The organism is Halanaerobium sp., from assembly GCF_003070835.1.
Genome location: NZ_QBLR01000105.1, coordinates 1 through 11,858 on the forward strand (window position 1 = coordinate 1; position 11,858 = coordinate 11,858).

Here is an 11,858-nt window from a genome sequence, read left to right on the forward strand (position 1 = left end):
ATCGCCTTCTACGATTTCAAATTCTACTTCCTGACCTTCTTCAAGGTTTTTGAAACCTTCTTCTTCAATAGCTGAGAAGTGTGCGAACACGTCGTCTCCGTCTTCTCTTTCAATAAATCCAAAACCCTTTTTTCCATCAAACCACTTAACTGTTCCTGTGTAAATCATTAAATAAATTCCTCCTAATTAATAACAATGGAAATCGAACTTGTTTTTTTCTCCATCTCCCATAGTATAGCATTCTGATATATCCCTGTCAAGGATTAACTTAAATTATTTATAAATTGTTTTGTTTTTCTCTTTTATTCTCTATTTTTCTATCTTATATAATAGTAAGTTAATGTCTGTATTCAGGTGGAGTGGCCAGATAAGAAATAATCACAGAAGCCAGTGGTAAAATTAAAACCATTAATAAAATTTCTCGATAACCATTAAAATGATCAAAGGCCAGTCCAAACGGTAGTGGTCCTAAAGCTGACCCAATAACCATTGCTGTAGAAAAGAAACCCCTGATACTACCAAGATGCTTTTTTCCAAAATAATTTGGCAGAATAACTGAAGTACTGACTCCATCAAAAGCCATAAAGGAACCGTGAACCACTGCATAAATTAAAAAGGCACTTCTACTGTCAGCTTTGATCAGCAAAAATACTGCTGCCACCAGCAGCACAAAATTAAGAGCTTTAATTATACTGGCCTTAAATCGATCCAGAAGATAACCACCTAAAAATGTAAGGGGAAATTTGACTACTGAAGTAATACTTAAAATATAGGCAGCAAAAGCTGCATTAAAATTTTTCTCACCAATAATTGATACCATATGGAAGGTCATCCCTGTATTAACCATGGAGGGTACAACAATAATAAAAATCAACATCCAGAATTCTTTGGTCTTCATTGCCTGTTTTAAGGTCCAGGGGTCATTACTGATATGTACCTGAGGTGCAAACTTTTCACTTACCCTGTCTTCTTCCTCTTCCTCAAGACCATCTATTTTTAAGCCAATGTTCTCCGGGCGATTGCGGACAAAAAACCAGCCCAGAGGTACCATAATTAAAAACAAGGCCGGAAACCAAGGTTCCAGCAGAGTAAAGTGTTGAAACCAGTGAGCGGCTCCAGCCAAAGTTTTCTATGTAGTGGTCAATAAATATGGAAATCGAATAAGTCTGTCCTGGCCCACTAAAAAAATAGGCCAGAGCAGCCATTACCAGTACTACCCAGCCGTAGTAAAATTCCGTTTTAATTGGTTCTTTTTCTCTCTTTAAATTTAAATTCATAAATACTAATCTCTCCCTGTCTAATTTATTATCTGGAATATACTATATCATTTCAAGCAAAGATGTCAATTAAATTAATTTACTTCTTAAAATAATATCGTATAATAAGAACAGGTGGGGAGACAATAAGTCCGATATTTCAAGAGAGAAACAGCAGAGAGAAATTATAGATTCTATTTTAACTTTTATGGAATAATTTTAAAGGTCTTTTTTGCTTTCTAAATTAAAGCTCCCAGATTCAAAGAAGTCAGCCACAAGATCAGCAGTTTCTTCCTGGAAATGAATATCTTTATGGCCATAAGGTAAAACTATAAAATCTTTTAACCCAGGAATTTTAACAGATTCTACTCTGATCCGACCATCATTTTCTTTGACCAAGAGCCTGCCTAAAAATAAATTGCTGTTGTTCCCTGCAATTGCTGCCATTTCAAAATCTTTAGCTGCTGCCAATTCCAATTTCTTAACATGATTAATTTCGATTGAACTTAAAGTCTTAAAAACACTCGTAAATGGCTTAAAATGCTTTTTCGCAAAATAAGCAAGCTTACTGCCTTGATTGGGAGAAGCTATTAATACTATTCGCCCAATTTTATTTTTATATTCAGTAACTGCTAAAAACCTTCTGATTAAAAGCCCGCCTGTGCTGTGACCAACAAAATTTATTTTTGCATCTGTTTCAGATTCTGCAATAATTTTTTCTACTTCTTTTTTAAAAAGCGGCAGGACTGATTTTAATTTTTTAAATGTTAAGGGCAGATTGATCGTAACTACTTCAAAACCCCTTTTCTCTAATTCAGCTTTTAAAACAAACATATCTTTTTCAGTTTTAAAATAGCCGTGAACTAAAATCACTTTTTTCTTCACCCTTCTGCCCTCCCATTTTTTAATTAACTCTTTGATCTTCAATAACAGCAGCAATCAACCTCGAGGTCAACTGTGTTACTTTCTGCTGTTCGACTGCTTTCTCGTTGTTATTTATTGTCACAGAAATAGTATAAACATCACTATCTTTACTTTTTTGTACAAGTTGAGTAAACTGCAGCACTCCCGGCTCTGAACCACCCTTAAATTCAACCAGGTTATATTCGTTTTTATCAACTAAACCCGGATTGATTTTTATTTCCGGTGCATCTTTTAACTCATAAATCATCTCAGCTAACTGTTCAGTGCTGAAATACCATTCCAGCTCTTCAATTAAAATAGGTTTATCTCCTACTTCAATATTATTAAGTTCATGACTGGAAAGCTCATTTAAGATTTCTCTCTTCTCTTTTAAATTTGAATTTAAATATCCTTCTCTTAACTGATCGTCATCAGAAAATTTTAGGATAAAAAATTCTCTAGTCTTTAAGAAAGGAATATTAATATCTTTCAGTCCACTTTCTAGGTTTTCTCTACCCAGAAAATCTATTAAGTGATCTGTTGCCGTATTTTGACCCTCCTCGGGGCAAGCCCTCTAGGTTTGCGAGCAGACTTTCACTCTATCACCTCATTTTTATTTTCTTATTAACTATATTAAACTAATGTTAGTTTTCTCCTTTATTTAGCCCGTTTTCAATTTTGCTTGAGCCTTAAGCTTATCTCTTTCAATTTCAACCTGCTTTTTATTAATTCTTTCAAATAAGATTTCAACTTTATTAATTTTTCTACCAGCATTCAGCTCCAGGTAATTCCAGTCGGCTGCTTCCAGATTTAAAATCTCAGTGATCTTTGCTGTACTAAAAGGTAAAAAAGGCTGCAGTAGATTTCTTAAGTTAGCAATTGCTGCTGTACAGCTGTAAATTGTTTCTCTACACTTAGCCGGATTATCTTTTCGGCTGAACCAGGGTTCTTTTTGATCAAAATACTTATTTAAATCCCTGACCAGACTGAATATAGCTTCCAGAGCCTCTTTAAACTCTGTATTTTCAATTTTTTCTGCAGTAATGCTGTAAGTACTTTTTAATTTATCAGCAATCACCGGGTCAATTTCAGCCTCAGGTATTTTACCATCAAAATATTTTTCGATAAAGACTAAATTGCGGTTGACAAAATTACCAAATGCAGCCAGCAGTTCTCCATTATGATTGTTGATAAATTCCTCCCAGGAAAAGTTGCTGTCTCTTTTTTCAGGCCCATTAACTGTCAGGTAGTAACGGATAGAATCAGGATTATAATTTTTTAGAAAATCCTTAACCCAGACTGCCCAGTTTTTACTGGTTGAAAGTTTACGGCCTTCAATAGTTAAATATTCACTGGAAACTATATTTTGTGGTAAGTTAAGATTTCCTTGAGCAGCCAGCAGTGAAGGCAGAATTATTGTATGGAAAGGAATATTATCTTTTCCATGAATATAATAAGATTTGCATTCCTCCTGCCAGAATTCTTTCCAGTCAGCATTATTTTCAGCTGCCCATTTTTGACTGGCTGTTAAATAGCCGAGTACAGCTTCCACCCAGACATAGATTTTTTTATGACTGTAGCCTTCAAGTGGAACTTCAATTCCCCAGTCCAGGTTACGGCTGACTGCTCTATCTTTTAAACTTTCTTTAAGATATTTCTCGGTCAATTTAACTGCATTACCACGCCAGACCTCTCTATTCTGCAGAGTTTTTTCAATATTAGATTCAAGTTCTGATAAAGCCAGGTAGAAATGTTCAGTTTCTTTAACCTCTGCTTCTGCCCCGCAAATTTTACATTTTTTATCCTTTAACTCAGCTGCTTCAATCATTGCTGAACAGCTCTCACACTGATCACCCCTTGTGGGCTCTTCACATTCCGGACATTTACCAACAACATAGCGGTCAGCTAAATACTGATCACACTCTGAGCAGTAAAGCTGTTCAACTTTCTTTTTGTAAATATATTCTTTCTGATAGATCTCCTTAAAAAATTCTTTTACTTTCTGATGATGAAAAGAATCATCAGTTCTCGTATAAAGATCATAAGTAAACCCCAGTTTTTCAAATGAATCTTTAAACTCTCTATGATAATTATCTGCAATTTCTTTCGCCTCAACATTTTCCTCTTCTGCTCTCAAAGCTATAGGTGTCCCATGACAGTCACTTCCGGAAACATAAAGCACCTTTTCTCCTCTTAATCTATAATATCTGGCTAAAATATCACCAGGCAGCAAACTTGCTAAGTGGCCTAAATGCAGAGAACCATTGGCATATGGCCAGGCACCACCAATAAATATAGTCATTTTAATACCCCTTTCGTTTTTGAATATTTGTAATCTATAAAACTCAAACTAACTTTACTTTTTTCTGATATTAAAACAAAAAACTCCCACCCCCTAGTAAAATACTAGAGGACGAGAGTTGAATTCACGTGGTACCACCTCAGTTTTGCCAATCACCTCACGGCATCAGCCTCAAAGAGTACGACATTAAATGTTTATACTCCGGCACTATAACGGGTGCTCCCGGTGTAATCTACTACCTTTTGGATTTGATACACAGCTCCAGAACCATTTTCAATTGAATCTGCAGTATCCCTTCTCAGCAGCAGGATTCTCTGTAAAAGCTTCCTCAATTTACTCTATTCCTTCTTCACTTTTAGATTAAGTTTTCAAAATTATATTACATTAAATTTAAAAAGTCAAATAATCATTCCTGTTCCCAGTGATTTTCGCCAATAATTATTTCTTCAATTATTGCCTTAAAACTGTTCTCTTTTGGGCTGCAGGCGTAAACTCCAACCTGAATTTCATCAAAATCCTGCTGCAGATGGGTAATTCGCATCTGTGACCATTTTCTGCCATCAAAAGAATTTTCAATTAAAAAATCTTTTCCTCTTTTACTGACTCGATACCAGATTGCATTAATTTCTGAACTTATATCTTCTGTAGCCCAATCTGAATAGCCAAGATTGGTAACTACAGAGCCCAGCCGGCTGATTTCCTGATTTTCATATTCTGTAGAAATTTTAATCCAATTTTTACTGTCCAGTCTAAGCATTATCCCACACTGATCATATTTATCCTGCGGTTCAAATTTAAATTTAGCAGCAAATGAAAAATCGTCTTTAAGACCGGTCAATAGAGCATGACCATTATCATTTCTAAAACCATAATGGGTTCGCTGCCAGAAATCTGTCTCTGGCTCAGTTTGAATGACCAGTGCATTTTCGAAATAGTATTCTTCTGGTTTATTTAGCCAGTGAAAGTTATTGAAAATACTTTTGTCCATTTTTATGTTTTGCATTTTTTTAGCCTCCAATTATAATTTAGTTCGATCTTTAAAATACTCCACAATTTCTTTTATATTCTCTTTATCTGTAAAGTCAACCGGCTCCTCATAGGCAGCCAGCATCCCCTTTTCCTCTTCCGTCAATTCTTCAGCCTTTTTCTTTTTACTATTTAATTTCCACTTCATAATACTCATCAAAACTTTATCCTTAAATCCTAATTTGCTGTAATCAAATCCTCCCCGCAGATAGAAAAACTTAAAGTATCTTTGCTCTTCTTCAGTAAAATTCTTATTTTTAACTTCTTCAATAACCTCTTTTGTGGGTGAAGAAGCACCTGTGGCAAAAACAGCCGTCTTTTTACCTTCCAGTTCTGCAATATTCTTTTTAATAAAATCGGCACCATTAATACCTACAGCATAAAGACTGCCGCCAAAAATATAAGAGTCATATTCTTTCAGGTTACCTTTTGTTACTTCTTTACCTGAAATAATATCTGCTTCCAGCTCTTTAGCCAGCCATTCGGCGTATTTTTTAACGAAACCCGTCTTTGACCAGTAGACAATTAGAGTTTTCATTTTGCTAACCTCTCTTCTTAAATTAGTACTGTAAAATCTTTTTGAACTATCATTTCTATAATTAGCTTTAACTTTTAATTTTCCTGCCTAAAATAATTTGATTATCTATAAACAGCAAAAAAGACCAGAATTAGTTCTGGCCTTTTAAGGAGGGTTTATCGAGAAAAATCTATATAAATTTTAATTTACTGCCTGCTTAACTAGCTCTCTTCACTTATGGCTTTTTTGATCGACCTTACAAATTCACCGGCATTATTAAGCATTTCTGCTTCTGTATTTCCAGCCTGAATAGCTTTAATCAAAGCACTTCCGATAATAACCCCATCCGGGTAATCAATTATCTTTTTTACCTTTTCCGGGCCATCAATACCAAAACCCAGGCCCAGCGGCAGTTCACCTGCTGTTTTACGAACCCGGTCCAGATAGCTTTCCAGTTCCGGATAAACTCCCTGTTTATCATCACCGGTGGTCCCAAGATGAGCCACACAGTAGAGAAAGCCGGAGCTTTTAGCTGTAATTTCTTCAAGTCTTTTTTCAGAAGTATTGGGAGTTACCAGCATAATTTGGGAAACTCCATATTCGGCCAGATATTTAGATAACTCGGCTTTTTCATCTACCGGTAAGTCAGGAATAATCACTCCAGAAATACCTGCTTCCGCCAGATCACGGGCAAAATTTTCTTCTCCATAATTTAAAACTGAGTTATAATAACCCATTAAAACCAGCGGCACCTCAACCTGGTCCTGAATTTGATCGATTTTTGTAATTAGTTTCTTTAAAGTAGTTCCCGCTTTTAAAGCTCGCTGAGAAGCCTCCTGAATTACCGGGCCATCAGCCAGAGGATCAGAAAAAGGAATTCCGAGTTCAATTATATCAACACCCTCATTTTGCAGTCTGTAGATCAACTTTTCAGTTATTTCAAGGCTCGGATCACCACCGCTAATATAGGTTACTAAAGGTTTTTTATCCTTAAATTGTGCTGAAATTTTATTCATCTTTTTCTGCCTCCCTGATCTTCTTAAAGTTATTGATATCTTTATCGCCCCGACCGGAAAGGTTAACCACAATTATCTGATCTTCTTCCAGCTTAGGAGCCAGCTTTTCTAAATAAGAGAGGGCATGAGAGCTCTCCAGAGCCGGGATAATTCCTTCTTTTTCACTTAAAAGCTTGAAAGCAGCTACAGCTTCCAGATCAGTTGCTGACTGATAGTCCACTCTCTCAATTGATTTTAAATAGCTGTGTTCAGGTCCCACTCCCGGATAGTCAAGCCCTGCAGAAATAGAATAGGCTGGTATAACCTGACCATCATCATCCTGCAGCAGGTAAGATTTGCTGCCGTGTAAAACTCCAACTCGTCCGGCTGATAGAGTTGCTGCATGCTGTCCACTCTCAATTCCTTTACCGGAGGCTTCAATTCCAATTAAATTTACTTCCTGCTCTTCAACAAAGGGATAAAAAATACCCATTGCATTACTGCCGCCGCCAACACAGGCTAGAATATAATCCGGCAGCCGCCCTTCCTTTTCTTTAATCTGCTTTTTGGTTTCATCTCCAATAATTCGCTGAAAGTCACGCACCATCTCAGGATAGGGATGAGGACCAACTACAGAACCAATTATATAGTGGGTATCTTCCACATTGGTTACCCAGTCGCGAATTGCCTCATTGGTGGCATCCTTTAAAGTCCGGGTGCCGCTGGTCACCGGAATAACTTCTGCCCCCAGCATCTCCATTTTATAAACATTAAGAGCCTGGCGCTCAATATCTTCTGCTCCCATGTAAATTTCACAGTCCAAATTAAAGCGGGCTGCTACTGTAGCAGTTGCCACCCCGTGCTGGCCGGCGCCGGTCTCTGCGATTATTCGTTTCTTGCCCATTTTCCGGGCCAGCAGAATCTGCCCTAAAGTATTATTAATTTTATGAGCCCCGGTGTGGTTTAAGTCCTCCCGCTTTAAATAAATTTTTGCTCCCCCGTAGTGTCTGGTTAACTGCTCAGCATAATATAAAGAAGTCGGTCTGCCGCTGTAATCAGCCAGCAGTGACTTTAACTCATTAATAAAATCTGGATCTTCTTTCATTTCTAAATAAACTTCTTCCAGCTCATCTAAGGCCGGCATTAAAGTTTCTGGAACAAAACGCCCCCCAAATTCTTCAAAATAACCTCTGCTCATCTTCTCTACTCCTTTCAAATTTTAATAATATATCAGTAAAAAATTTAAAGTTCAATTACTGTTTTGACTTCAGCTTTAACTTTGCTTCAGTTCTGGGTTTGAAATTTTTGATTTTTTCTACAGTTTCCTTTAACAACCTGTGATTTTTTTTACCCGGCTCGTTTTCAATCCTGCTATTTATGTCTACTGCAGCTGGATTAAGCCTTTGTAATGCCTCATTTATATTTTCATTTCCCAGTCCCCCGGCGAGAATATATGGTATTTCTAAATCTCTGATTAAAGACCAGTCAAAACTTCTACCCGTTCCTCCGGTCTGATTTCCAATTTTAGTGTCAAAAAGCAGAAAATCTGCTGTATTTTTGTACTTTTCAATTTTTTTTAAATCATCTTTTCCAGCTATTGAAATTGCTTTGATACTTTTTAAGGTAGTACTGCTAATTAACTCTACTTCCTCACTACCGTGAAATTGAATATAGTCAAATAAACCGCTATTTGTAATCTCTTCTACCTCGCTTTTATTTGGGTTGACAACAACCGCAACTCTATTTATAAAGGGCGGCATTTTTGCTGTCAGTTCTCTAACCCGGTCCAGATTAACCTGTCTTGAACTTTCAGCAAGGATAAAGCCAACTGCATCAACTCCAATGTTTACTGCAAATTTAATATCTCTGCTGCGTGTCATTCCACAAACTTTAATCATCGTTCTATTTTCCAACATCAAATCACCTCTATACTTAAATGATTACTAATTAATGTTTTAGTCAATCAATCCCAGTTCCTTAACTTTAGCAGTCGGATCTTCTGCCCTCATCAAGGTCTCACCAATTAAAACTCCGTCAACACCAACTTCTTTTAAATAATCTATGTCAGCTTTTGTTTTAATCCCACTTTCTGCAATCAGGTAATAGTCATCCCTCAGATTAATTTTTTCTAATTCAGCTGCCAGCTCTGCTGTTGTCTTTAGATCAACACTAAAATCATTTAAATCCCGATTATTGATTCCAATAATTTCTGCCTCAGTATTAATTACTCTTTCCAGCTCATCGCGATTATGAACCTCAACAATCGCCTCCATTTTAAGCTCTCTGGATAATGCTAAAAGCTCTCGCAGCCTCTCATCACTTAGAACAGCAGCTATTAAGAGTACCACATCAGCCCCAATAAAAAAACTTTCATAAAGCTGCAGTGGATCGATAATAAATTCCTTCCGTAATATTGGTAGGTCTGTCAGCTGCCGCATTTCCTTTAGAATTTCATTACTCCCCTGAAAAAATTTCTGGTCTGTTAAAATTGAAATTCCTGCTGCTCCTGCCTGCTGATAAGATTTAAGTTGGGCTTCTGGATTGAAATCAGGCTGAATCAGTCCCTTGCTGGGAGAAGCTTTTTTGATTTCTGCCAGCAGAGAGATTCCTTTCCGGGCCAGCTTCTTTTTTAAAGAATGCCGCGGTTTTTTTAGTTCTGAAACTTCTTTTTTCTTCTCTAAAATAATTTTATCTAAAATCATTACTGCACCGCCCCGGAACTATTACCAAATGAATTGCTGCAGTTAATAAGTTCTTCCAGCTTCTGCATGGCCTGACCGCTGTCTATCAGTTCTGCTGCCAGTTTTACACCTTCCTCTAAATCTTTAACTTTACCTTCAACCAGAAATGCTGCAGCAGAGTTTAAAAGAATCACGTCTCTTTTGGGTCCCTTTTTACCCTTTAGTATATTTAAAGTAATCTCTTTATTTTCTTCCGGACTCCCCCCTAAGATCTCCTGGATTGCTGCCTTTTTCAGTCCTGCCTCGGTCGGACTGAAATTGAATTCCTTAACAACACCATCTTTTAAATAGGCTGTTTTATTTTCTCCAGCCAGTGACAGCTCATCTACCCCTCCAGCACCGTGAACAACCATTGCTGATTTCAAACCAAGGTTTTTGAGAACATGGGCCAGCGGCATAACTAATTCTTCCTTATAAACTCCCAGCACCTGATAATCAGCCTGAGCCGGATTGGTCAGGGGTCCCAGAATATTAAAGATTGTTCTTAAACCCAGCTCTTTTCGCGGTCCGATTGCATATTTCATTGCCTGGTGAAAATGAGGGGCAAATAAAAATGAAATCCCAACCTGATCCAGACAATTACCTGCCTCTGCTGGTGATAAATCAATTTTTACTCCCAGTGCTTCCAGCAGATCCGCACTACCACTTTTTGAAGATACTGAGCGGTTACCATGTTTGGCTACCTTTAAACCTCCTGCTGCCATTACAATTGCAGTAGTTGTAGAAATATTGAAGGTTCCCTTTTCATCTCCTCCGGTTCCACAGCTGTCGATTAAATCTTTACTTTCTGTTTTCACTGCAGCAGCTTTATTCCGCATCACACTTGCGGCTCCTGTAATCTCATCTATAGTTTCACCTTTCATCCTTAAACCTACTAAAAAGCCAGCCAGCTGACTGTCAGTAGTCTTTCCTTCCATCACCATCGTCATTGCCTCTTCCATCTCACTTAATGTTAGATTCTCTCTGCTCACTACTTTATCTAAATGTTTATTAAACATCTTCTCTCCTCCTCTAATTACATTTATCTCAGCTCAGCTCAACTTTTTCAAAATTATTCTATTAAATCACTTTCACTAATATACTGTCAATTTAGTTCAAGAAAATTTTTAATTAAATCCCGCCCGGCATCAGTTAGAATTGATTCAGGATGAAACTGGACACCATAAACCGGATAATTCTTATGCTTTAAAGCCATAATTTCTCCTTCTTCAGTTTCTGCCAGTACTTCAAGTTTAGAACTCAAACTTTTTTTATCTACTATCAGAGAATGATAGCGGGTTGCCAGAAAACCATCTTCAACTCCGTTAAAAAACCCATCATCTTTTAACTTTTTAACTGCCGAAACTTTGCCGTGCACAATTCGGTCGGCTGCTACAACCTGAGAGCCAAAAACCTCTCCAATACACTGATGACCGAGGCAAACTCCCAGAATATCAATTTTGTCCTTAAAATATTTTATAACTTCTTTAGAAACCCCTGCATCATCAGGTCTGCCCGGTCCGGGAGAAATTATAATTTTATCAGGTGCCATAATCGCTATCTCAGCCACAGTCAGCTTATCATTTCTCAGCACTTTAACATCATCAAACTCTTCCAGCAAATGGACCAGATTATAGGTAAAAGAATCATAATTATCAATTACTAAAATCACGGATACCATCCTCTCTTACCACTTCCAGGGCATCAAATAAGGCGCGGCCCTTGTTCAGTGTCTCCTGATATTCTTTAATCGGATCTGAATCGGCAACTATTCCCGCTCCAACCTGTAAGTTAAGTCTGCCGTCAACCAGCGAAAAGGTTCTGATAGTAATACAGCTGTCTAAATTACCATTAAAACTTAAGTAGGCTACAGTACCTGCATAAACTCCCCGTGCTTCTTTTTCCAGCCTGTCAATTAACTCAACTGCTTTAATCTTCGGAGCACCGGAAACTGTTCCAGCAGGAAAAACTGCTTTTAAAACATCAAGACTGTCCAGCCCCTCTCTTAAATCTGCTTCCACCTGAGAGACAATATGCATCACCTTGGAATAAAACTCAACCTCCATCAGTTCTGTTACTTCCACACTTCCTCTGGCTGCAATTCTGCTTAAATCATTACGGCCTAAATCCAGCAGCATT

General features: G+C 37.4%; 15 protein-coding genes and 1 other annotated feature. All 15 genes read right to left on the reverse strand.

Going from position 1 to position 11,858, the window contains the following annotated elements; genetic code table 11:
- Window positions 1-168: cold shock domain-containing protein (locus tag CI949_RS11255; RefSeq protein WP_290766579.1), on the reverse strand; the 168-nt coding region annotated here is incomplete at its 3' end.
- A gap of 169 nt (window positions 169-337) precedes the next feature.
- Complete coding sequence (locus CI949_RS11260; RefSeq protein WP_208108990.1) at window positions 338-1,063, reverse strand: MFS transporter; 726 nt, start codon at window positions 1,061-1,063, stop codon at window positions 338-340.
- Window positions 981-1,277: a hypothetical protein gene (locus CI949_RS11265; protein WP_208108989.1), complete on the reverse strand. Its 297-nt coding sequence runs from the start codon at window positions 1,275-1,277 to the stop codon at window positions 981-983. The genes CI949_RS11260 and CI949_RS11265 overlap by 83 nt, the downstream gene beginning before the upstream one ends.
- Window positions 1,278-1,475: 198 nt before the next feature.
- Window positions 1,476-2,141, reverse strand: a complete 666-nt coding sequence (locus tag CI949_RS11270; protein ID WP_133530726.1) for an alpha/beta fold hydrolase — start codon at window positions 2,139-2,141, stop codon at window positions 1,476-1,478.
- 19 nt (window positions 2,142-2,160) lie between these two features.
- On the reverse strand, window positions 2,161-2,427 hold the full coding sequence (locus CI949_RS11275) for a hypothetical protein (RefSeq protein ID WP_133530725.1): 267 nt from the start codon (window positions 2,425-2,427) through the stop codon (window positions 2,161-2,163).
- Window positions 2,428-2,820: 393 nt separating this feature from the next.
- Window positions 2,821-4,461 carry a methionine--tRNA ligase gene (gene metG / locus CI949_RS11280; RefSeq protein WP_133530724.1) on the reverse strand — a complete coding sequence of 547 codons (1,641 nt, stop codon included), beginning with the start codon at window positions 4,459-4,461 and terminating at the stop codon, window positions 2,821-2,823.
- 104 nt (window positions 4,462-4,565) lie between these two features.
- Window positions 4,566-4,820: a binding site (T-box leader), on the reverse strand.
- A gap of 47 nt (window positions 4,821-4,867) precedes the next feature.
- Window positions 4,868-5,464, reverse strand: coding sequence for a DUF1349 domain-containing protein (locus CI949_RS11285; protein WP_290766561.1), 597 nt, complete (start codon window positions 5,462-5,464; stop codon window positions 4,868-4,870).
- A gap of 15 nt (window positions 5,465-5,479) precedes the next feature.
- Window positions 5,480-6,025, reverse strand: a complete 546-nt coding sequence (locus tag CI949_RS11290) for a flavodoxin domain-containing protein (protein WP_133530720.1) — start codon at window positions 6,023-6,025, stop codon at window positions 5,480-5,482.
- A 200-nt stretch (window positions 6,026-6,225) separates the two neighbouring features.
- The gene (trpA, locus tag CI949_RS11295; protein ID WP_133530719.1) at window positions 6,226-7,020 is read right to left on the reverse strand and encodes a tryptophan synthase subunit alpha; all 795 of its coding nucleotides are present in this window, start codon (window positions 7,018-7,020) and stop codon (window positions 6,226-6,228) included.
- Window positions 7,013-8,197: a tryptophan synthase subunit beta gene (trpB, locus tag CI949_RS11300; RefSeq protein WP_290766564.1), complete on the reverse strand. Its 1,185-nt coding sequence runs from the start codon at window positions 8,195-8,197 to the stop codon at window positions 7,013-7,015. Before trpB ends, trpA begins: the two co-directional genes overlap by 8 nt.
- 55 nt (window positions 8,198-8,252) lie before the next feature.
- On the reverse strand, window positions 8,253-8,915 hold the full coding sequence (locus tag CI949_RS11305) for a phosphoribosylanthranilate isomerase (RefSeq protein ID WP_290766567.1): 663 nt from the start codon (window positions 8,913-8,915) through the stop codon (window positions 8,253-8,255).
- A gap of 39 nt (window positions 8,916-8,954) precedes the next feature.
- On the reverse strand, window positions 8,955-9,701 hold the full coding sequence (gene trpC / locus CI949_RS11310; RefSeq protein ID WP_290766569.1) for an indole-3-glycerol phosphate synthase TrpC: 747 nt from the start codon (window positions 9,699-9,701) through the stop codon (window positions 8,955-8,957).
- Entirely contained in the window at window positions 9,701-10,738 is a 1,038-nt protein-coding gene (gene trpD, locus CI949_RS11315; RefSeq protein WP_290766571.1) for an anthranilate phosphoribosyltransferase, read from the reverse strand. The genes trpC and trpD overlap by 1 nt, the downstream gene beginning before the upstream one ends.
- A gap of 86 nt (window positions 10,739-10,824) precedes the next feature.
- A complete protein-coding gene (locus CI949_RS11320) occupies window positions 10,825-11,391 on the reverse strand; it encodes an aminodeoxychorismate/anthranilate synthase component II (RefSeq protein WP_290766574.1) in 567 nt (188 codons plus the stop codon).
- The coding region (locus CI949_RS11325; RefSeq protein WP_290766576.1) for a chorismate-binding protein at window positions 11,375-11,858 on the reverse strand (484 nt) is incomplete at its 5' end. The genes CI949_RS11320 and CI949_RS11325, both read right to left, overlap by 17 nt.

Excerpts from the sequence above, each read along its gene's own strand:
- CI949_RS11265 (WP_208108989.1), bottom strand. The coding sequence starts at position 1,277 with ATGAATTTAAATTTAAAGAGAGAAAAAGAACCAATTAAAACGGAATTT.
- CI949_RS11275 (WP_133530725.1), bottom strand. The coding sequence starts at position 2,427 with ATGATTTATGAGTTAAAAGATGCACCGGAAATAAAAATCAATCCGGGT.
- metG (WP_133530724.1), bottom strand. The coding sequence starts at position 4,461 with ATGACTATATTTATTGGTGGTGCCTGGCCATATGCCAATGGTTCTCTG.
- CI949_RS11285 (WP_290766561.1), bottom strand. The coding sequence starts at position 5,464 with ATGCAAAACATAAAAATGGACAAAAGTATTTTCAATAACTTTCACTGG.
- CI949_RS11290 (WP_133530720.1), bottom strand. The coding sequence starts at position 6,025 with ATGAAAACTCTAATTGTCTACTGGTCAAAGACGGGTTTCGTTAAAAAA.
- trpA (WP_133530719.1), bottom strand. The coding sequence starts at position 7,020 with ATGAATAAAATTTCAGCACAATTTAAGGATAAAAAACCTTTAGTAACC.
- trpB (WP_290766564.1), bottom strand. The coding sequence starts at position 8,197 with ATGAGCAGAGGTTATTTTGAAGAATTTGGGGGGCGTTTTGTTCCAGAA.
- CI949_RS11305 (WP_290766567.1), bottom strand. The coding sequence starts at position 8,915 with ATGTTGGAAAATAGAACGATGATTAAAGTTTGTGGAATGACACGCAGC.
- trpC (WP_290766569.1), bottom strand. The coding sequence starts at position 9,701 with ATGATTTTAGATAAAATTATTTTAGAGAAGAAAAAAGAAGTTTCAGAA.
- trpD (WP_290766571.1), bottom strand. The coding sequence starts at position 10,738 with ATGTTTAATAAACATTTAGATAAAGTAGTGAGCAGAGAGAATCTAACA.